Below are 21,597 nucleotides of genomic sequence, written 5' to 3' on the forward strand. Positions count from 1 at the left end.
ATATTCAATAATATGTATTTATATTAGATAAATGATAGAATAATAAAGACATAATTAATATAATGCTTGTAAAATAATAAAAAGGTATGGTGTCCACAGATGTTTCCACTTATTGGGTTAATACTGGGTTTGATAATAGGGCTGTTGTGGAATATTGATATTCCACCCGCCTTTTCATCATATGTTGCAGTTGGTATACTTGCAGCGATTGATTCTGTAGTAGGTGCAATAACGGCAAATTTAAAAAATCAGTATAATACAAAATTATTTGTCAGTGGTTTTATCGGCAACAGTGCAATTGCTGTTTTGCTTGCTGCACTTGGCGATCAGTTGAATATTCAACTTAGTCTTGCTGCTGTTTTTGCTTTCGGTAACCGCATATTCATCAATTTTTCTACTATTCGCAGACTTTTGCTGGAAAGGGTGGAGGATAATAAAAAGAGCAAATCGAACATGGTTACAGAAACCAAGATTAAAACAGATGAATAGTTGTGTAATGAGGGTTTTACCAGAGTAATTATTGTATGACGGCAACAGTTAGTGTAAAATTATAACAATATGGCAAAATGCATATAACATATCAGCGAATCAGGCTATTTTTATGTTATGTAATGGCTTGTCAATATTTATAAAAAGCTGATGTAAATAAAAATAAATTGTCTGAGAGGGGATGTTCTTTTGGTTGACTATAAAATGGGTTTTGGTATGGATAATGACCATTTCGCGACTATCAAAGTAATTGGAATCGGCGGAGGGGGCTGCAATGCTGTTGACCGTATGATCGAAGGTGATGTGCAGGGAATAGAATTTATAACAGTCAATACAGATAATCAGGCCTTGCTCAGAACGAAGGCCAGCAATAGAATCCAAATAGGTGAGAAAATAACAAGAGGTCTTGGAGCAGGTGCTAATCCTGAAATAGGTGAAAAAGCAGCCGATGAATCTAAGGACGAGATATCACAACTTATCAGCGGCACCGATATGCTGTTTATCACAGCAGGTATGGGCGGCGGTACCGGCACAGGTGGTGCGCCTGTTGTTGCGCAGATAGCTCGCGAGCTTGGAATATTGACGGTAGGCGTTGTTACAAGGCCATTTAGATTTGAGGGTTCACGTAGAATGCAAAATGCAGAAAGAGGTATTCGTGAACTCGAGAAATATGTTGATTCTTTGATTGTTGTTCCAAATGATAAGCTGCTTGAAATTGCATCTGATGATACAACGGTTGATGAAGCTTTTACTATGGCAGACCAGGTTCTGAAATATGGGGTATCAGGAATTTCTGACCTTGTAGCAGTTCCCGGTCTGATTAATCTTGACCTGGCTGATGTGCGCAGAGTGATGACTGAAGCCGGTGTGTGTCATATGGGAATAGGCAGAGCATCCGGTGAAGGACGTGCAGCTGCGGCAATTCGACAGGCTATTAATAGTCCTTTATTAGACACTACAATTGATGGTGCTTGTGGTGTAATAATTAATTTCACTGGTGGACGTGATATGCGCATCAGGGAAGTGGATGATGCTGCTTCTGTGGTAAGAGACGCAGTATCACCTGATGCTGATATTATTTTTGGTGCTGTAATTGATGAGAATCTGCAGGACGAAATAATGATTACAGTTATAGCAAGCGGTTTTGACCGTGACGGTTCACCTGCAAGAAAACGTGATAGTGAACAGGAACAGCAAAATGAAGCTCCTGTTTTCTCATCTCCTTTTGCCAATTCTTCTCCTGTTGTAAAACCATATCAGGCTGGCATGAATACCAGAAATGGTGAAAAGGAAGGCAAATCGGAAATTCCAGGATTTTTATCAGGTAAAAGTGATATCAGCCAGACTGATTTGACCGAACAGAAAACTGAAAAACCAAAGGATAATGGCTTTCATCAGGTAGGTTCTTCAGGCGGTTTTTCTCATTCAGGCAAAAACGATATAACAGAAAAAACAGTTTTGGATTCTAAATCTGATAATTTTTCTGATTCGAGAGAACAGATTTCTATACCAGGAATTCAAAACCAGAATAAAGCTAAAGAAACAGAAGGGATAAAATCTTATCCTTCTGATCAGGAACCGTTTGATGAAAGACCTGACTCTGTTTTAAAAAGAAAGTCTGAAAGCAATTCTTCCTCTTTACGTCCTGAATCAGGTACAAGAAGCAAAGAAAATTCAAAAACGGATAAAGGGCGTTCAGGTAGAATTTTGCCCTGGTTTTTGCAGGATAATGACAATTGAGGATTTTGTTTGACATAATATACTGGCCGGTTTACTTGCAGGAAGTCTGATCGGCAGGCAGGAGGTATTGTTTTGCGTTGTCCGTTTTGTGGACATGATGAAGATCGTGTCATAGACTCACGTCCGGCAGATGAAGGATCAGCTATACGCAGGCGCAGAGAATGTATTTCTTGCAGCAAGCGGTTTACCACTTATGAGAAAATAGAAAATCTTCCTTTGCTTGTTATTAAAAAAGATGGAACCAGGCAGCCCTATGATAGAGATAAATTGATTTCAGGACTGTTAAAAAGTTGTGAAAAAAGACCTGTTTCAACAGTTCAGATTGAAAAACTGGCCGACACTGTTGAATTGCAAATTCAAAATTCTCTAAGGCGTGAGATTTCTTCTGTAGAAATTGGTGAAATGGTTATGGAACTGCTTAAAGAATTAGATGAAGTTGCTTATGTAAGATTTGCTTCTGTATATCGCCAGTTCAAAGATGTAAATTCATTTTTGCAGGAACTTAATGATATGTTGAAAAAAAAATAAAACTGTGATGCTTGGTTTGTTTTGAACCAGCAATATTATATAGGGGGTGTTTGAGATTAAAAAGGCAATGATAGTAGATGATGATCCCAATATCAGTGAACTGTTGAGACTTTATTTTGACAAAGACGGGTTTGCTGTAATTACTTGTCTTGATGGTGAAACTGCTTTTGATACTTTTGTACAATCCAGACCAGATGTTGTTATACTTGATCTTATGCTTCCGGGCAAAGATGGCTATGATGTTTTGAGAGAAATCAGAAGAGTGTCTGAAGTACCTGTTCTGATGCTTACTGCCCGTGGGGATACTCTTGATAAAGTGGTAGGTCTTGAACTTGGAGCTGATGATTATGTCCAAAAACCTTTTGAACCTAAAGAGCTTCTTGCCAGAGTTAAGGCTGTTTTGAGAAGATCAGATGGATCAATGGAAATAAAATCACAAAATAGTAATGAAGCGTCTGATGACTCAATAGTTCATCCTGGCCTGATTGTAGATAAATCAAGATATTCTGTAATGGTTAATCAGGTTGAGATAGAAATGCCGCCAAAAGAACTGGAGCTTCTTTTTTTCCTTGCAAGTCATCCAAACAGAGTTTTTACCAGAGAACAATTGCTGGAGAATATATGGGGCTTTGATTTTTATGGTGAATCCAGAACAGTTGATGTTCATATAAAGCGCATCAGGGAAAAACTTGATGATGCAGGAGAACATCTTGCCTGGCAGATAAAAACTGTCTGGGGAGTTGGCTATAAATTTGAAACTACAGTCTGAGTAAATCTGAATTATGAGAAAAACGCGCCTGATTCATTCTCTCTATGCCAGAACGATAATGCTTTTAACATTATCTATTCTTGTTGTATTCGTAATTCTGGGTGTAGTGTACTATGGAATCATTTCTGTAACTAATCAACGCCAGCAGGCTGATCAGCTTCTAGGTAGCAGTCAGGCTATTGCATCTGTTGTCGGGGGTGCTATGGAGGCGGTAACCGGCGAGATAACTGACAGTTCTGTTCGCAGTTACATAAATTTTACTGCCAGATCAACCGGTTCTGTAGTTTGGGTAGTTAATTCTTCCGGTGATATCATAATGCAGACAGGAATTCCTACACAGGCAGCAGAAAGAATGGAAATTACGGAATCGGGTTATTATAGACTGTCCGCAAATTATCTTGGCACATTAAACAGTGGGCAGACAGGAATAACTGAAATAGGAGATTATAAAGGTCTGCTCAAGGGTTCATCCAGGTGGATAAGTGCTGCTTGGCCGATCTCTTCGGCTACAGGTGCATATGCTGGTGAAATTCAAATTCACAGGGTTTTATCCGGCAGAACCATTAACAGCTTTCTTATGACAAACAGCCTTGTTATCTCTTTTGTTGTAGCGTTTTTGGTTGCAATGATTTTTATCTATATATTGTCGAAAAATATAACTAAGCCTATTAAGTTACTTTCACAGGCTGCAGACAGAGTATATCGTGGGGATCTGTCTGTCAGAGTTGTTCTTCCTGGAATAAATGATAAAGCCGGAGCAACAGCTTTCGAAGACCCTGAGCACGATGCCCTTGTAACAGATGATCTGACTGTTCTTGTAAATACAATGAATACAATGATAGCAAAACTAGAAAATCAGGAACGCGACCGCAAAGATTTTATGTCTAGTGTCTCTCATGATTTAAGAACTCCTGTCACTTCAATAAAAGGTTTTGTCGAGGGTATGATAGATGGAACAATACCTCCTGAAAAATATATACATTATCTTGAAATAGTCAAACAGGAAGTTTTAAGACTGCAAAGTCTGGTTGAAACAATTTTTGAAGCTGCCTTGCTGGAAAGCGGAAGTGGACTTCATCAATCTGTTTTTGATATTAATGAATTGATAAAGGAAGATGTAATAGGGCTTGAATCATTGCTTCTTGAAAAGAAACTGGGAGTTCAAACAGAATTTATAGAGGAAGATCAAGGTCGTCTGATGGTAACCGGTGATCGAGAGGCCATAAGCCGGGTTGTCTATAATATTTTGTCTAATGCCATAAAGTTTACACCGGTAGATGGAGTAATTGCGCTTACTACCAGACGTACTTCCCGTAATCGGGAAATTGAGGTAATTATTGAAGATAGCGGTCCGGGAATTCCGGAAGAAGAAATTGCATATGTTTTTGATCGTTTTTACATGGTTGATAAATCACGTACTGCCAAAGGCTCAGGTTTGGGGCTTTATATAAGCCGTGCTATTTTAACTGCGCATGGGCAAAGAATACATGCAACCAGAAGTGAACTTGGAGGTGCACGCTTTTCCTTTACCCTTTCAACACCATGATTTTTGGTTAATTTCACTAGTATGAAGATAAATGTTCATAATCCATTCATGAATATTGCGTAAAATGTAGATTGTTCCGTTTATCTGTAATCGTCTTAATTAGCGTTACGGATAAAGAAAAGGGAGGTTCATACGTGAAAGTAAAAACAAGATGGCTTTTTGGATTGGTGGCGTTATGTCTGGTTTCCGCTGTGGCGGCATCTTTTCTTACTGCTGTTTTCTTTATTAGAGGTTATTTTCGTCAAAGTCTTATTTGGGAGTCGGGCACAACTGCTACCGATACTTCCGAAACAACAGGTTCTCTTTCGGCAGTTACAACACAGAAACCTACCACACGCGTAACTTTGGCAGCAACATCAACTACTCCAACCGTGACAACTACCAGAGAAACACAAACAGAGACTTCTGAGTCTCATCCGGCAGTAGATCAATTATCTTTATGGCAGGTTCAGGATCAGATTGCGAATATCTATGAAAATGTATCTTTGTCTGTTGCCGGGGTTTCAGTTAAAGTTAATGCGACAACTACGACAAATGCCAGAAGCAATAGCGGTTCTGCTTTAGTAATGAGTACAGATGGTATTCTGGTTACCAATACAGGAACCTTGTCGATTGCTCTTGATCGTAACGGCAGTCTTAAAAGTAATTCTTCAATTGAGATATACCTGACTAACCATCCCGAGCCTTTACAGGCATCTCTGATTGGTAATGATGCTTTAACAGGTCTGTCTGTGCTGAGTGTCGATCCCACAGCTGCTTCTTTTCAACCTGCATATATGGCTGATAAAGCAGAGGTTAGGGTAGGACAGATGATACTATCTATGGGATATCCTGATATGCTTGCTCAGACCGGAGGTTTAAGCAGTGGTATTGTGACAGCGGTTAACAGAGAAATGCTGCTTGAAGACGGTACAAGTGTCAGTATGATCCAAACTGACGCACATATTAGCCAAAGCTGTTCAGGTGGCCCCATTCTTAATCTTGATGGCGAAGTTATTGGTTTATCGAATTGCAGTTTGAATCGTGATATCAGTGATGTCATGGGATATGCCCTGCCTATAGAAGTAGTTCAACAAGTTACAAAAAATCTTGTTACACAGGGATATGTTTCCGGCAGAGCTTGGCTTGGTGTGACTGTTTTACAGGAAACCAATTTTTTGGAACTTCAGAATCTTTATAGATTTCCCGATGGTCTTTATGTCAGTAGTGTCATTCAGGACAGCCCTGCATATACGGCCGACTTGCGTAAAGGTGATATAATCACTAAAATAAATGAAAATGATGTTGAAACTCATGAGAGTCTGACTATATTTTTACAAAGTCAGGCTATCGGGGCACTGGTCGACATTGAAGTATATAGACAAAGTGATGGACAGTATCATCAGTTAAAAGTTTATTTGCAGGAGTATCAGCGTTGACATCTGACAAACAAAGAGCCTTGAATATTGTAAAAACTTTAAAAGAATATTACCCCGACGCAGATTGTACTTTACAGTTTAGCAATCATTGGCAACTTTTGATTGCTGCTATTCTGGCTGCTCAATGTACCGATGAGCGTGTAAATATCGTTACCGAAAAGCTTTTTGTCAAATATCCTGATTTAGAAGCTTTTGCTTTGGCAAAACAAGAAGAAATGGAATCTGATATCAGGACATGCGGACTTTTTCGTAATAAAGCTCGTGCTATAATTGCCTGTTGTAAGGTATTAATTCAAGAGCATAATGGACAAGTTCCTGACAAAATGGAAGAATTACTGAAACTTCCCGGCATTGGCAGGAAAATTGCTAATCTTATTTTGGGCGAAAGTTTTGCTATCCCGGCGGTAGTGGTGGATACTCACTGTGCCCGCATTACTAATCTTTTAGGCTTGACTACGCATAAAGAACCAGAAAAAATAGAAAAAGATCTGATAAAATTACTACCATCAGAATGGTGGACTGCGTGGGGTCATCTTATGGTGGCACATGGACGCAATATCTGCAAAGCAAGACAAAAACAATGTCACATTTGTCCGGTCGGTGATTTGTGTGCGTATAACACGGCTGTGATTGATGATGGTAGGACAGCTAAGGGAAGAAAAAATGAGCAGCATTAATAGTGGCGGTCTTGGGGATACCCCTGTTACTGCGATTAAAGGCATTTCCAGTAAAAGGGCGGTTCAGCTTAGACGTTTAGGCATACTAACCTGGTATGATCTTATATCCTGGTTTCCAAGGGATTTTGAAGACTGGAAACCAGTTGAATCTCTTGATCAGTTAATAGATGGACAGGAACAGACTTTTATCGCAATAGTATCTCAAAATGCTGTCAGTACAAAAAAAGGTCGTCTGACTATTCAGAAAACTGTATTAAAGGCAGATGGTATGGCTATATCAGCTGTCTGGTTTAATCAGCCATGGCTGTTGCAAAAACTTGAAAAAAATAATCTTTATAGATTCAGAGGCAGAATTAAAAGAGATGGTCGATTTTTTTCTGTTCAGAATCCTATTTTTGAACCATATGAAGAATCGTCTGATTTACCTCAGCTTAAACCGGTATATCCATTAACTGAAGGCCTTAGCCAGACTATGATACGACAATGGATACAATCTGTTTTACCTTCCATGATAGGTTCAGTACCAGAACCTATACCTGCATGGATAAGAAAAGATAATAAACTTTGCGCTGTTGACTTTGCTTTTAACAAGATACATCAGCCTACTTCTCTGGAAGAAGCAGAATTATCACGTTATAGACTGGCTTTTGAGGAATTGTTTCTTGTACAGGGTGGCCTTAGAATTCTAAGACAGCAACGTTTGCTGCAAAGAGTAAGTAAGCCGGTAGAAATAAATGAAGAAAAAAAGACTGAAATAAAGCGAATAATTTCAACATTGCCTTTTGCATTGACTTCCGCTCAAAAACGTACAGTTAAAGAAATTTTTCTGGATATGTCAAACAGCAGGCCTATGAACAGGCTGGTACAAGGAGATGTAGGTTCTGGAAAAACTGTTATAGCCGCACTTGCTATGTATGCTTGTGCCTTAGTTGGCGGGCAGGCTGTTATGATGGCTCCAACTTCTGTTTTAGCAAATCAGCATTATAATTCTCTGGCAGAGTTTTTTAAAAATACTGATATGGAAATTGAACTTCTGACAGGCCAAACCACTGCTTCCAGACGTAAAATAATTCTGGAAAAAATTAAAAACGGAGCTTGCAGGATAGTTGTAGGCACACATGCCTTATTAGAGGATAAAGTAGTTTTTGATAATCTTATGCTTACTATTACGGATGAACAACATAGGTTTGGTGTTAAACAAAGATCGAAATTATCAAAGACGGATAATCTTGTTCCACATACTCTTGTAATGTCAGCTACTCCCATTCCCAGAACTTTGGGTCTTATTCTTTATGGAGATCTTGACATATCTGTAATAGACGAATTGCCGGCAGGCAGAAAGCCCATAGAAACATATACTGCAGCTAGCAAAGACCGTAAAAGAGTTAATGATCTTATTCGAAAAATGGTAGATCAAGGGCGTCAGGTTTATATAGTGTGTCCGATGATTGAAGAAGCGACAGATTCTGATTTGACATCGGCAACCGCTCTTTATAATCAGCTTTCGCAAAATGATTTTGCTGAGTATAAAGTAGGATTGATACATGGTGGTCTTAAAGCTGCGCAAAAAGACTCTGTGATGCAGTCTTTCTACGATGGTGAATGTCAGATATTAGTGAGTACCACGGTTATTGAAGTGGGAGTTGACCAGCCAAATGCTGCTATGATGGTGATTGAAAATGCGGAACGTTTCGGACTTGCTCAATTACATCAGTTGAGAGGAAGAATAGGAAGGGGCGGACACAGATCAATTTGTGTTCTGATGAGCGACAGTCAAGAGAGTCTTGCTAGAGAACGGTTAAAAACACTTTGCCATAGCCAGGATGGTTTTTTGATTGCCGAGAAAGATCTTGAACTTAGAGGTCCGGGAGATTTTTTTGGAACCAGACAGCACGGGTTGCCCGTATTTAAGCTGGCCAATTTATATCGTGATCGTGATATAATTGCTGCTGTTGCCAAAAGTTTGGATGATTTATTTCAAAAAGATCCAAATCTTGAAAAACCAGAGCATCAAATAATGATAGAGGTACTTCAGAACAGATATGGAGATGCTTTTCCTGATCTGGCTTTATAGCATTCTCTAAAATTTTTGTTGGAATGTGCTATTATTCAAATTAAGTTTAACAATGACAGGAGCAGACAATGCCAAGAATTATATCAGGCAAGGCCAGAGGAACACATTTAGTTACGCCTAAAGGGGATAAAACCAGACCTACTGCAGATAAAGTAAAGGAAGCCCTATTTTCTATTCTTGCACCTGTAATTTCAGATGCGGTATTTCTCGATCTTTATTCAGGCTCTGGGCAGATTGCTTTGGAGGCGCTAAGCAGAGGTGCTGCAAAAGCCTACATGATTGAGCAAAACAGATACAGCCTTGATTGCATAAAAACAAATATAGAAAAAACGGGACTTACAGAACAGACCTTTGTAATGCGTGGTTCTGTTAGTCCGCAATTAAAAAACTTGCTGACAAAGCAGTTAAAATTTGATTTGATCTATATTGATCCTCCTTGGGATCAGGCTGAAAAAGATTTTATGAAAATAAGTGTACTTCTTTCTGATCTTATAGCTGAAAACGGCTGGATTATTCTGGAACATGACAGTAGACAACAGCTACCTGAGGTTGTTACAAAATTGAAATGCTTCAGACGTTGCCAGTATGGTTCTGCAATGCTATCATTTTATCAATTAGAAGAATAAATATTTTTTCTGATAAAATATAACTGGAGGGCATGCTTTGAGAATCTTTATTTATCCTGGTACATTTGATCCTTTTACAAATGGACATGTTGATATTGCCCGTAGGGCTGCCAGTATTTGTGATAAGCTGATTGTAGCCGTTTTAACAAATAAAGGTAAAAGACCTGCTTTTAATGTTAAAGAAAGAACTGAAATGGCAAAGCTGTCTTTGAAGGATATAAGCAATCTTGAAGTTCTCTCTTTTGATGGACTGCTGGTAGATCTTTATCGGCAATCAGGTGCAAGTGCAGTTGTAAGAGGCTTAAGAAGTGAATCGGATTTTAGATTTGAAGCCGAAATAGCTGCTGCAAATAAATTGCTTTTGCCGGAATATGAAACTTTTTTGCTGCCTTGTCGGATAGATCTGGCTTTTACCAGTTCGACGATTGTTAAGGAAGTTGCATCTTACGGAGGCGATATTTCCAATATGGTTCCTGCTGAAACAAAGGATAAAATAGTAAAAAAACTTAAATCATAGATCAGAATATTTGGATGATAAATGGAGGTTTTTATGCCGATGTATGATGGCAAATCGGTTAATAAAGGTCAGGATAATGATATAGACGCTTTGCTTGCAAGATTGGAAGAGATTGTTAGTACGGCACGCTCAGTACCTTTTTCTGATAATTATATGGTTGATCGTGAAGAAATGCTTTTGCTGCTTAGTATGCTGCGGGAGGGGTTGCCTGCAGAACTAAAGCAGGCCAGATGGCTGCTGCAGCAAAACAAGCAATTAATAGCGGAGGCGAGAAAAGAAGCTGAAAGTATTATGCGTGAAACAGAATCAAGAATGGCAAGAATGGTAGATGAGCATGAAATAACGCAACAGGCACGTCAGCAGGCTGCCCAGATGATGGAAGCAGCAGATCGTGATAGCCATCAGATTAGATCTGGTGCTATGGAATATGCCCGAGGGTTATTGAATAATGTAGAAGAAGAGCTAACTGAGCTTCTGGTTACTGTACAGCGTAATAAAAAGCAACTAAAATAAAATTTTTTCAAAGATATAAATCAATAAAAAAAGTCCGATTTCTTTTGCCTGAAAAAGGTAAGTAAACCGGACTTTTATTAATTATATTTTGGCAAATAATAATTATCTGGCAAGGGTTTGTATCAGGCAAGTATTAGTCAAGATACTCAATCCAGCCATAATCATCAGGTAATTGACCGTATTGAACACCTGTGATGATATCATATATTTTCTGACTGACTTCCCCAATTTTACCGTTATTAAATACCATTATCATATCTTCATATTTCAATTTGCCAACAGGAGAGATAACAGCAGCTGTACCAGAACCGAAAACCTCGCTGACTTGTCCTTTTTTATAAAGTTCTGCCAGTTCATCAATAGCTAATTGTCTTTCCTCTGTTTCATAGCCTAGTTTTTTGGCCAGTTCAAGTACTGTGCGTCTGGTTATGCCTGGTAAAATACTACCATTTAATGAGGGTGTGATCAGCTTGCCGTTTATAACAAAAAATACATTCATTGAGCCGACTTCTTCAACATAACGTCTATGAACACCGTCAAGCCAGAGAACCTGAACATATCCACTCTTATACGCGTTAGCTTGAGCAATTAGACTGGCTGCATAATTTCCAGGAGTTTTAGCGAATCCTGTTCCGCCTTTTACAGCACGTACATATTCGTCTTCTACGTAAATATCAACTGGATTTAATCCCTGTGGGTAATAGGCTCCTGAGGGAGACAGAATTATCATAAAGCTGTACTTATAAGCTGGTCTTACTCCCAGGAATGGATCGGTTGCAATAATGAATGGTCTGATATAAAGTGAAGTTCCTGCAGCCGAAGGTACCCAATCCTGTTCTATTTTTAACAGTTCTTTTAAAGCATAAACGCAAAAATCAGGATCAACCGGTGGTATAACCATACGAGCATTTGATTGATTTACTCTTTCGAAGTTTAAGCGTGGGCGGAAAAGCTGTACTTTGCCTTCAGCATTTTTATATGCTTTGAGGCCTTCAAAAATTGCCTGACCATAATGCAGAACCATTGCAGAAGGTTCTAATGAAATAGGAGCATATGGTACTATGCGTGCATCAATCCAACCTTTACCTTCTTCATAATCCATAATAAACATGTGATCTGAAAAAAGCTGACCGAAGCCCATATTTGCATCTGCCGCTGGTTTTGATTTTGGGTTGCTGTTTCTGGTAAACGGAATTGCTGGATACATGAAATTTCCCCCATTCTTTCTTTTGAAGATTAATTTAGCATTATAATACTTTGTGCTGATACAATCAAGAAAAGCTGTTATATAGGGCTGTATTAATGTAAATAATCAATCTTTTTATGATATAATCAAAAGAACATATTTTTGCTTTTAAAATTGGAAGTTGGAAAATGATCCGCTCTATTGTGAAATTAATTATTTATATTTTTGAGGTGGTATATGAATCAGTTTAAAATGAAAACAGAAATGAAGCCTCAAGGTGATCAGCCACAGGCTATTGATAAACTTGTTTCCGGTTTTGGAGATGGTCTTGCAGCTCAGACTTTATTAGGAGTAACCGGCTCTGGTAAAACCTTTACAATGGCAAATATTATAGAAAGACTGCAAAGACCAACTTTGATTATTGCACATAATAAAACACTTGCAGGACAGTTATGTGCTGAATTTATGTCATTTTTCCCAGACAACGCTGTTGAATATTTTGTTAGTTATTATGATTATTATCAACCGGAAGCTTATATACCAACTACTGATACCTATATAGAGAAAGATTCATCAATAAACGATGAAATTGACAGGCTTAGACATTCCGCAACCTCATCCTTGCTCGAACGCAGAGATGTTATTGTAGTAGCATCTGTTTCATGTATATATGGTCTTGGTGATCCGGAGGATTATCAGAGTTTAATGGTTTCGCTGCGGCCAGGCATGCGCAAAGACAGAGACGCAGTTATTGAAGAGCTTGTGAATATTCAGTACAGCAGAAATGATTTTGAAACCAAACGTGGCTGTTTCAGAGTCAGAGGAGATACCTTGGATATATTCCCGGCATCGTCTGAAAACCTGATAACAAGAGTAAGTTTTTTTGGTGATGAGATCGAAAAAGTGTCGGAAATAGATTATATAACGGGAAAAGTAAGAGCTGTAAGACAGTACGCATCAATCTTTCCAGCAACTCATTATGCTACTACACAGGCAAAGATGAGGCAGGCTTCAATTTTGATAGAGCAGGAGCTTGAGGAGCGCCTGGAGCTTTTGCGTAGTCAAGGAAAACTGGTTGAGGCCTACAGATTAGAGCAAAGAACGAGATATGATCTTGAAATGCTAAGAGAAACAGGTTTCTGTAAAGGAATAGAGAATTATTCACGACATCTTGCAGAACGTAAAGAAGGAGAGGCTCCTTTTACCTTGATAGATTTTTTCCCGGATGATTATCTTTTGATGATAGATGAATCGCATGTTACTGTTCCGCAGATAGGAGCTATGTATAACGGCGACAGATCACGTAAGCAATCTCTGGTAGAATATGGATTTCGTCTGCCCTCAGCACTTGATAACCGGCCTCTTGATTTTTCGGAATTTGAACAAAGGATGGGGCAAACTCTTTTTGTCAGTGCTACACCTTCTAAATATGAAGCTGAGCATACCGGGCAGGTTGTTGAACAAATAATCAGACCTACAGGACTTATTGACCCTGAAGTATCGATAAGACCTGTAGATAATCAAATAGAAGATTTACTGGCAGAAATAGCAAAAGTAACAGCCAGGGGAGAGAGAACTCTCGTTCTTACTTTGACCAAAAAGATGGCAGAGGATTTAACTTCCTTTTTAAAAGAGGAGGGTATACGTGTTCAGTATCTGCATTCGGATATATCGACGGTTGAACGTCTAAAAATTCTAAGATCATTACGCCAGGGTCAGTTCGATGTTCTGGTGGGAATAAATTTGCTGCGTGAAGGTCTTGATTTGCCGGAGGTATCAATGATAGCCATAATTGATGCTGATAAGGAAGGTTTCCTGCGTTCAACCACATCTTTAATACAGATGATCGGACGTGCAGCCAGAAATGTAAATGGCCATGTAATTATGTATGCTGATGAAGTCACTGAGTCAATGCACAAGGCTATCGAGGAGACAAACAGAAGAAGAAGCCGTCAGCAGGAATATAATAAGCAAAATAATATTACTCCCCGTAGTATCAAAAAAGATGTCAGGGATGTTATTGATACAATCGCTGAAGTAGCAGAAGAAGAGGGTCTGGACAATACGTTTGTCGATGATGTTCTTGAAAACCGACTGGATTCAATGAAGGAAAAAGAGTTGAAAAAGCTGGCTCAGCAGCTTGAAAAAGATATGAAAGCCGCTTCTGCAAAACTGGCTTTTGAAGAAGCCGCCAGACTTAGAGATATTTTAATAGAGGTAAAAGGAAGATTAAACGTTGAACACTGAACTATGTTATAATTTTTTCTAAAATACATCGATTTATAATAACGAGAATAATACAGCAAAAGTTATATTGATCAGGAGGAAAAAATATGTCAAGAGCAACAGATATATACGGACAATGGCTGGTAAATGATGCCTTTGATCAGCAAACAATCGCGGAACTCAGTTCAATATCTGAGCAGTCGGCGGAAATTGAAGATAGATTTTATACTAATCTGGTATTTGGCACAGCAGGATTGCGTGGGATTTTGGGTGCTGGTACTAACAGAATGAATAAATATACCGTGGCAAGTGCGGCAGATGCTTTTGCCAGATATGTTGTGGCAGAAGGTAAAGCTGCATGTGAGCGTGGCATTGTAATTTCCTATGATTCCAGAAGATATTCTCCGGAATTTGCTTTGCTTACAGCAAGAATTTTTACTTCTCACGGAGTTAAGGTGTTTTTATCAGATGAATTAAGGCCGGTGCCGCTGCTTTCTTTTGCCATCAGACATTATAAAGCTTTTGGCGGAGTAATGATAACTGCAAGCCATAATCCGGCTAAGTATAACGGATTTAAGGCATATGGCGAAGACGGAGGACAAATGCCTCCTGAAGCGGCAGATATTATCAGCCGCAATATGGAACAGAACAAAGACCTGCCTTCTTTGCTTGATATTCATGATGAATCTGCCGCCAGGGAAAGTGGACTGTGGCAGGATGTAGGTGAAGATCTCGATAAGGCGTATAATGATATGCTAATGTCTTTGTCGGTACAGCCTGATGTGGTTAAACGCCAAAGTAAATTAAAAATAGTATTCACTCCGCTGCATGGGTCTGGAAATAAGCCTGTAAGAAGAATATTAAAGAGTATAGGTTTTGAAAATGTCATAGTTGTTCCCGAACAGGAACTGCCGGATCCAGATTTCCCGACTGTATCATATCCGAATCCTGAAGAGCGTGATGCCCTTAAGCTTGCGATTGATCTTGCTGCCAAAGAGAATGCTGATCTTGTTATAGCGACAGATCCTGATGCTGACCGCACAGGTCTTTGTGTAAGAGACAGCAGCGGGAATTATCAGGTTTTGACCGGTAATCAGATTGGTTTGCTCCTAATGGACTATATTCTTTCTGGTAAAGCCAAGACAAATAAACTGCCGGCAAAATCTTTTGTTGTTAATAGTATTGTTTCAACCAGATTAAGTAGAAAAGTAGCTGCTGCTTATGGAGTAGATGCATACGAAGTTTTAACCGGTTTTAAATATATCGGCGAGATGATTAAGAATAAGGATGAGTACGGCGATTGTTATTTTCAGTTTGGCTTTGAAGAGAGCTTTGGTTATCTTGCAGGAACCGATGTCAGAGATAAAGATGCTGTGGTTGCAAGTATGCTGATAGGAGAAATGGCAGCTGTTGCTGCTGAACAGGGAAAAACAATCTATGATCTTTTGCAGGATTTGTATAGTAGATTTGGTTATGCGGCTGAGAAAACAGTTTCAATAACTCTTGAAGGTAAAGTTGGCCTGGAAAAAATCAAGAGTGCAATGATTTCTCTTCGCGCTAACAAAACAGAGGGTATGACTGATATCAATATTGAAAATATTCTTGATTTTTCTGATGGCACAATCCTCAAAATGTCAGATAAGTCTGTTAAACCTTTGGATTTCCCCCAAGCTGATGTTTTATTATATGAGCTTGGTGGTATAGACTGGTTTTGTATCAGGCCTTCCGGCACAGAACCTAAAATAAAGATATATTATGGCATATATTCCGAAAATCCTGAACAATGTTCATCTGAGCTTGCCAAGCTCGAAAATAAGGTAAAAGAGGTTATACATCAATACTTATGACCGAAAAAGTTATTAATAATGATTTAGATAAGGCCAAAACAGATGCTGCAAAGGTTTCTGATTTTGTGCATCTGCACTTGCATACGGAATACAGTTTGCTTGACGGAGCCATAAGACTACGTGATTTGCCGCATAGGCTTAAAGAGTACGGCATGAAAGCCTGTGCTATTACCGATCATGGAGCTTTGTTCGGAGCCGTTGATTTTTACACAGAAATGCTGGAAAACGGTATAAAACCATTAATAGGCTGTGAAGTTTATGTTGCGCCGAGAAAGCATACTGATAAGGAAGCCGGTACAGATAAAGAACCTGCACATCTGGTTTTACTTGCAAGTAATGATCAGGGTTACAGGAATTTGATGAAACTGGTTTCTACCGGATATATAGAAGGCTTTTATTACCGTCCACGTATAGATCATGATCTTTTAAGTCAATATCATGAAGGCATTATTGCACTTTCTGCCTGTCTTGGGGGCGAGATACCCCAGGCAGTTCTTTCCGGGCAAATAGATAAAGCTAAAGAACTTGCCTTGTTTTATTCCAATCTTTTTGGCAAAGATAATTTTTATCTTGAACTGCAGGATAATGGTATACCTGAACAAAACCTTGTTAATAGTGCCTTAATCAAACTTAGTAAGGAAACAGATATTCCTCTTGTTGCGACAAATGATTGTCATTATCTGACAAAAGAAGATGCACAGGCTCATGAGGTTCTGCTTTGCATGCAAACCGGAAAAAGAATGAGCGACCCTGATCGCATGCGTATGTCATCTGATCAATTTTATCTTAAATCAAAAGAAGAAATGCTGGCTGCTTTTTCTAATGTGCCGGAAGCTCTGGAAAATACTGTAAAAATAGCTGAACGTTGTAATCTGAAATTCCGTTTTGATCAAATTCATCTGCCGGAATTTGATGTTCCTGATGGCAAAGGCCATGAGGACTATTTATTGGAAAGATGTTTTGAAGGGCTTGATGAACGACTGTTATCTGCAGGGCATGATCTCCCCAGAGCTGAGTATGAGCGGCGTTTGGAGTATGAATTGTCAGTTATCAACAGTATGGGATATACGGATTATTATCTGATCGTCTGGGACTTTATAAGATTTGCCCGAGATAATGGAATAATGGTTGGTCCCGGTCGTGGTTCAGGAGCAGGCTCACTTGCTGCCTGGTGTTTGCGGATAACTGATATTGATCCACTCAAATACCAATTGATATTCGAACGTTTTCTAAATGCAGAAAGAGTCAGCATGCCCGATTTCGATATAGATTTTTGTTATGAAAGACGACCTGAAGTCATAAATTATGTAACAGAAAAATATGGCAACGATCATGTTGCACAGGTAATTACTTTCGGTACTCTTGCTGCAAGAGCCTGTATCAGAGATGTGGGAAGGGCTTTAGATGTTTCATATGCGGAGACAGACCGTGTAGCACGCATGGTACCTACAACCCTGGGTATCACTTTACCGTCTGCAATGAAAGCAAATCCTGAACTACGCAGTGATTATGAAACAAATCAAGTAACCAAAAAAATTCTTGATCTGGCGATGAAATTTGAAGGTATGCCCAGACATGCATCAACACATGCTGCAGGTGTTGTTATTTCTAGCCAGCCATTAACCGAACTTGCGCCTTTATCAAAAAATGAAGATGCAATTGTGGTTCAGTTTGCCAAAAATAATATTGAGAAAATAGGTTTGCTCAAATTTGATTTCCTCGGTTTGCGTACATTAACAGTAATGCGTGAAACCGCAGATCTTGTTTTGACTCAAAGAGGAGAGAAAATAGATTATGATCATATAAATATGGAAGATTCAGCTGTCTATGCTATGATCAGTGAAGGAAGCACAGAGGCTGTTTTCCAGTTGGAAAGTCCAGGCATGACAGCTTTTATGAAAGAATTAAAGCCAGAATCTCTGGAAGATGTAATTGCCGGTATTTCTCTTTATCGGCCAGGTCCAATGGAGCAGATTCCCCGATATGTAGCTGCAAGACATGATCCTGGCAAAATACGTTATGATCATCCTTTGCTGGAGCCGATTTTAAATGTTACATATGGATGTATAGTCTATCAGGAACAGGTTATGCAGATTGTAAGAGATCTGGCAGGTTTCTCAATGGGTCAGTCAGATAATGTCAGAAGGGCTATGTCAAAGAAAAAGCCTGCGGAACTGGCAAAATATAAACAATTGTTTTTGCATGGCGGTGAAGATGAAAAAGGAAGACCTGTAGCAGGAGCTGTGGCAAGAGGGGTTTCTCTGCCGGTTGCGGAAAAAATATTTGAAGATGTAATGGCTTTTGCAGGCTATGCTTTCAATAAGTCTCATGCAGCAGCTTACGCAGTAGTTGCCTATTACACCGCCTGGCTCAAATTCTATTATCCTGTAGAATTTATGGCTGCCATGATGAACAGTTATCTAGGGAATCTTTCACAGGCAGCACATTATGTCAGAGCTTGCCGCAAAATGAATATAAAGGTTTTGCCACCTGATATCAATAATAGCTCTTCTCGCTTTAAACCGGAAAATAGCGGTATCAGATTTTCTCTTGCTGCAATTAAGAATGTAGGAACTGCAGCGATAGAACAACTAATCAAGCTGCGCAATAATGATGGTGAGTTTACCAGCTACGGTGATTTGTTAAGACGTCTTAGCGAAACCGACCTTAACAGAAAAATGGTTGAAAGCCTGATCAGATCATCGGCACTGGATTGTTTTGGAATACCAAGAGTAAAAATGATGGCTGTTTCAGAATCATATCTTGCGCAGCTTGCATCAGCCAAAAAAAGCAGAATGGAAGGACAGCTTAGTTTGTTTGAAATATCTGAGGAAGAATCTTTACAAACAGATGTAGAGCCTTTATATCCTGACCTGGATGAGTTTGCACATATGGAACTTCTGGCAATGGAAAAGGAAATGCTTGGATTATATGTAACCGGTCATCCTTTGGACTCTTTTTACCAGGTTCTTGATAAATTTGTTACTATGGACAGCAGTGCCTTTGGGTTAACAGAAAATATAGATGAAGAAATAGCAGATAAACTAAATGAACATGTTGTTGTCAAAGATGAAGCAAAAGTAATTATGGCAGGTATTGTTACAGCTTGCCGTAATAAAATGACCAGAAATAATGACATTATGAGTTTTGTCCAGATTGAAGATTTATACGGTTCTTTTGAAGTAATTGTTTTTCCCAAATTATATCAGTCTGCCGTAAAAAGTTTGCAGGAAGGAAATGTAGTAATATTAGCTGGTCGTTTAAGTGTAAGAGAAGATGATATTCCCAAACTTATAGCAGAGCATATAGCGGATCTTAATCCTGATCAGCTTGATTTACCTTCGGTTTTTAATCATTACCGTTATAATAAACCTCAAAACAATAAAAAGACAGATTCAGATAATGCTAAAAGTGAAAATGCAGGAACTTTATCCAATAATTTCAAATCTTCTGGTGAAAAACAGTTTGATAACAACAGTAAGATCACTTTTAGACCATTAATTATAAGATATGGCGGCGAATATAATGATGATGGTTATGATCGTTTAATATCAATGTTAAAATATTTTAATGGCAGCCAGCCTGTAAAAGTTTTTCTGGCTAAAGAAAATCGTCTGATTGATTTGCCCGTAGAATGTTGGATAAAGCCTGATAATGATATATTACAAGAGTTAGCTTGCAGATATGGCGCAAAAAACATAGGACTGTTATAATATTGTAAGTGTACAAAATAAGCATGCAAATTTTTTTGTCTGAATATGTTTGTAGAAATAATTTCTGGCAAAATTAATAATATAATAAGGAGCATTTATATGAGCGAAACAAAAATTATTCGTAATATAGCAGTACTTACAAGTGGTGGAGATGCACCTGGAATGAATGCCACTATCAGATCTGTTGTCCGCAGCGGCATTTATTTTGGCTACAGAGTATTTGGTGTCCGCAGAGGATATCATGGTTTATGGAGAGGTGATATTGAAGAGCTCAATGGCAGGTCTGTTTCCGAAACTTTGCAAAGAGGCGGTACTTTTCTGATGACTGCCCGCAGTAAAACCTTTAATACACCTGAAGGTGTCGACAAAGCAATAGAAATGTCACGTGTCTTTAATCTTGATGCAGTTGTAACTATTGGTGGAGACGGTACTTTTAGAGGTGCTCTTGATTTAGCGCGCAAAGGTTTGCCTGTTATTGGTATTCCCGGAACTATCGATAATGATATTTCATGCTCTGACTACACAATAGGCTATGATACTGCTATGAATACAGCTATGGAGGCCATTGATAAACTTCGTGACACTGCTTCATCGCATGAGCGCTGCAGTGTTATTGAGGTTATGGGCAGAAAAGCTGGTTATATAGCATTGAATGTTGGTATTTCAACAGGCGCGGAGGTTGTGCTTATACCTGAAAGAGAAAGTGATTTTGACCGTGATGTGGTTAAAGTTATGCTCCAAGGAAGAAATCAGGGAAAACGTCATTACATTGTTATAGTTGCAGAAGGCTCAGGAAATGCTACCGACATAGCTCAGAGAATAGAGGCTTCAACCGGCATCGAGTCAAGACCAACCATATTGGGACATTTGCAACGTGGTGGCAGTCCGACTGTTCGCGATCGTCAGATGGCCAGTCTTATGGGCATACATGCGGTAGAATGTTTGCACAAAGGTTGTTATAACAGAGTTGTTGCTTATAAAAATGGTGAGATAATCGATATAGATATAGAAGAAGCTCTACAGGCAAAAAAGACTATCAGTCAGGAAGAGCTGGACAGAGCAAAAATACTTTCTATCTGATCTATTTCGGCTGTAAATTAGCTTTGATATATGCAAGATAAGTATAGAGCAATCTTTTACTTGCTTTCATTAAATCTATATGTCAAAATAGTCCCATGAAGCTGAAATTTGAGCCAACAATTCCCAATATACTAACATTGCTGCGATTTTTTGCTATTCCGGTTATGGCATGGTTTATTATGGCAGGAGAAGAGTATCTGATACTTTCCTTTGTCATATTTCTGGCTATCTGGCTTACAGATATGCTTGACGGATATATTGCAAGGCGCTTTAATCAGATGACTGATTTTGGTAAATTATTCGATCCTTTGGTCGATAAAATATTTCAGTTAACTCTGGCAGTGATGATGTTTCTCATTGGCAGACTGCCATTATGGGTGCCGCTTGTTCTGGCGGCACGTGAATTAATGATGGTAGCCGGCAGTGCTGTGCTTTATAGGCAAAAAGAGATGGTTGTATATGCTAAATGGTATGGAAAAGTAACTACAGTTCTTTTTGTACTGGCATTCTCCGCATTATTTTGGATACCTGGTGATCAGCTATGGCTGTCAGGCTTGATTTTTTTATTGCCGATGGGCTGGTCGGTTTTTGCGTACATAATGTATGGAATTTCTTATGTACGAGTGATTTCAAAAAAAGAAAGTTAAA

Annotated in this window: 16 protein-coding genes and 1 pseudogene; 16 read left to right on the forward strand and 1 reads right to left on the reverse strand. The window is 38.9% G+C overall.

All coding sequences use genetic code 11. The annotated features are described in order from the left end of the window. The first annotated feature begins 99 nt into the window (after positions 1 to 99). The 11 genes and pseudogenes from AC0KSB_RS09930 to AC0KSB_RS09980 all read left to right on the forward strand — a co-directional run bounded on the left by AC0KSB_RS09930 (position 100) and on the right by AC0KSB_RS09980 (position 10,897). On the forward strand, positions 100 to 489 hold the full coding sequence (locus AC0KSB_RS09930) for a small basic family protein (RefSeq protein WP_472308809.1): 390 nt from the start codon (positions 100 to 102) through the stop codon (positions 487 to 489). Positions 490 to 693: 204 nt separating this feature from the next. After that, positions 694 to 1,809, forward strand: a pseudogene (ftsZ, locus tag AC0KSB_RS09935) (cell division protein FtsZ); the annotation flags it as partial. 492 nt (positions 1,810 to 2,301) lie between these two features. Next, positions 2,302 to 2,757 (forward strand): transcriptional regulator NrdR, encoded by a 456-nt coding sequence (nrdR, locus tag AC0KSB_RS09940; RefSeq protein WP_472308811.1) that lies wholly within the window; start codon positions 2,302 to 2,304, stop codon positions 2,755 to 2,757. 67 nt (positions 2,758 to 2,824) lie between these two features. Further along, a complete protein-coding gene (locus tag AC0KSB_RS09945; protein WP_472309010.1) occupies positions 2,825 to 3,526 on the forward strand; it encodes a response regulator in 702 nt (233 codons plus the stop codon). Between the two features lie 13 nt (positions 3,527 to 3,539). After that, positions 3,540 to 5,072 (forward strand): sensor histidine kinase, encoded by a 1,533-nt coding sequence (locus AC0KSB_RS09950; RefSeq protein WP_472308813.1) that lies wholly within the window; start codon positions 3,540 to 3,542, stop codon positions 5,070 to 5,072. Between the two features lie 134 nt (positions 5,073 to 5,206). Continuing rightward, on the forward strand, positions 5,207 to 6,490 hold the full coding sequence (locus tag AC0KSB_RS09955; protein ID WP_472308815.1) for a S1C family serine protease: 1,284 nt from the start codon (positions 5,207 to 5,209) through the stop codon (positions 6,488 to 6,490). Continuing rightward, a complete protein-coding gene (gene nth / locus AC0KSB_RS09960) occupies positions 6,487 to 7,167 on the forward strand; it encodes an endonuclease III (protein WP_472308817.1) in 681 nt (226 codons plus the stop codon). The genes AC0KSB_RS09955 and nth overlap by 4 nt, the downstream gene beginning before the upstream one ends. After that, positions 7,154 to 9,241, forward strand: coding sequence for an ATP-dependent DNA helicase RecG (gene recG / locus AC0KSB_RS09965; protein ID WP_472308819.1), 2,088 nt, complete (start codon positions 7,154 to 7,156; stop codon positions 9,239 to 9,241). Before nth ends, recG begins: the two co-directional genes overlap by 14 nt. Before the next feature lie 68 nt (positions 9,242 to 9,309). Further along, positions 9,310 to 9,867, forward strand: coding sequence for a 16S rRNA (guanine(966)-N(2))-methyltransferase RsmD (gene rsmD, locus AC0KSB_RS09970; RefSeq protein ID WP_472308821.1), 558 nt, complete (start codon positions 9,310 to 9,312; stop codon positions 9,865 to 9,867). A gap of 37 nt (positions 9,868 to 9,904) precedes the next feature. After that, entirely contained in the window at positions 9,905 to 10,384 is a 480-nt protein-coding gene (coaD, locus tag AC0KSB_RS09975; protein ID WP_472308823.1) for a pantetheine-phosphate adenylyltransferase, read from the forward strand. A gap of 33 nt (positions 10,385 to 10,417) precedes the next feature. Further along, positions 10,418 to 10,897 (forward strand): ATPase, encoded by a 480-nt coding sequence (locus tag AC0KSB_RS09980; protein WP_472308825.1) that lies wholly within the window; start codon positions 10,418 to 10,420, stop codon positions 10,895 to 10,897. A 133-nt stretch (positions 10,898 to 11,030) separates the two neighbouring features. Here the strand turns inward: AC0KSB_RS09980 and AC0KSB_RS09985 are convergent, their stop codons facing one another. Continuing rightward, the gene (locus tag AC0KSB_RS09985; protein ID WP_472308827.1) at positions 11,031 to 12,104 is read right to left on the reverse strand and encodes a branched-chain amino acid aminotransferase; all 1,074 of its coding nucleotides are present in this window, start codon (positions 12,102 to 12,104) and stop codon (positions 11,031 to 11,033) included. 216 nt (positions 12,105 to 12,320) lie between these two features. On the opposite strand from AC0KSB_RS09985, the gene uvrB reads away from it, so the two are divergent. The 5 genes from uvrB (at position 12,321) to AC0KSB_RS10010 (ending at position 21,596) form a co-directional block, all read left to right on the forward strand. Beyond that, on the forward strand, positions 12,321 to 14,330 hold the full coding sequence (gene uvrB / locus AC0KSB_RS09990) for an excinuclease ABC subunit UvrB (protein WP_472308829.1): 2,010 nt from the start codon (positions 12,321 to 12,323) through the stop codon (positions 14,328 to 14,330). 86 nt (positions 14,331 to 14,416) lie between these two features. Then, the gene (locus AC0KSB_RS09995; protein ID WP_472308831.1) at positions 14,417 to 16,156 is read left to right on the forward strand and encodes a phospho-sugar mutase; all 1,740 of its coding nucleotides are present in this window, start codon (positions 14,417 to 14,419) and stop codon (positions 16,154 to 16,156) included. Beyond that, positions 16,153 to 19,869 carry a DNA polymerase III subunit alpha gene (locus AC0KSB_RS10000; RefSeq protein ID WP_472308832.1) on the forward strand — a complete coding sequence of 1,239 codons (3,717 nt, stop codon included), beginning with the start codon at positions 16,153 to 16,155 and terminating at the stop codon, positions 19,867 to 19,869. Before AC0KSB_RS09995 ends, AC0KSB_RS10000 begins: the two co-directional genes overlap by 4 nt. 99 nt (positions 19,870 to 19,968) lie before the next feature. Next, the gene (gene pfkA / locus AC0KSB_RS10005; RefSeq protein WP_472308834.1) at positions 19,969 to 20,949 is read left to right on the forward strand and encodes a 6-phosphofructokinase; all 981 of its coding nucleotides are present in this window, start codon (positions 19,969 to 19,971) and stop codon (positions 20,947 to 20,949) included. A gap of 95 nt (positions 20,950 to 21,044) precedes the next feature. Beyond that, on the forward strand, positions 21,045 to 21,596 hold the full coding sequence (locus AC0KSB_RS10010; RefSeq protein ID WP_472308836.1) for a CDP-alcohol phosphatidyltransferase family protein: 552 nt from the start codon (positions 21,045 to 21,047) through the stop codon (positions 21,594 to 21,596). Position 21,597: the final 1 nt, after the last annotated feature.

This window comes from Ercella succinigenes, assembly GCF_900002895.1.

Excerpts from the sequence above, each read along its gene's own strand:
- AC0KSB_RS09930 (WP_472308809.1), top strand. The coding sequence starts at position 100 with ATGTTTCCACTTATTGGGTTAATACTGGGTTTGATAATAGGGCTGTTG.
- AC0KSB_RS09945 (WP_472309010.1), top strand. The coding sequence starts at position 2,825 with ATGATAGTAGATGATGATCCCAATATCAGTGAACTGTTGAGACTTTAT.
- AC0KSB_RS09950 (WP_472308813.1), top strand. The coding sequence starts at position 3,540 with ATGAGAAAAACGCGCCTGATTCATTCTCTCTATGCCAGAACGATAATG.
- recG (WP_472308819.1), top strand. The coding sequence starts at position 7,154 with ATGAGCAGCATTAATAGTGGCGGTCTTGGGGATACCCCTGTTACTGCG.
- rsmD (WP_472308821.1), top strand. The coding sequence starts at position 9,310 with ATGCCAAGAATTATATCAGGCAAGGCCAGAGGAACACATTTAGTTACG.
- AC0KSB_RS09980 (WP_472308825.1), top strand. The coding sequence starts at position 10,418 with ATGCCGATGTATGATGGCAAATCGGTTAATAAAGGTCAGGATAATGAT.
- AC0KSB_RS09985 (WP_472308827.1), bottom strand. The coding sequence starts at position 12,104 with ATGTATCCAGCAATTCCGTTTACCAGAAACAGCAACCCAAAATCAAAA.
- uvrB (WP_472308829.1), top strand. The coding sequence starts at position 12,321 with ATGAATCAGTTTAAAATGAAAACAGAAATGAAGCCTCAAGGTGATCAG.
- AC0KSB_RS09995 (WP_472308831.1), top strand. The coding sequence starts at position 14,417 with ATGTCAAGAGCAACAGATATATACGGACAATGGCTGGTAAATGATGCC.
- AC0KSB_RS10000 (WP_472308832.1), top strand. The coding sequence starts at position 16,153 with ATGACCGAAAAAGTTATTAATAATGATTTAGATAAGGCCAAAACAGAT.
- pfkA (WP_472308834.1), top strand. The coding sequence starts at position 19,969 with ATGAGCGAAACAAAAATTATTCGTAATATAGCAGTACTTACAAGTGGT.
- AC0KSB_RS10010 (WP_472308836.1), top strand. The coding sequence starts at position 21,045 with ATGAAGCTGAAATTTGAGCCAACAATTCCCAATATACTAACATTGCTG.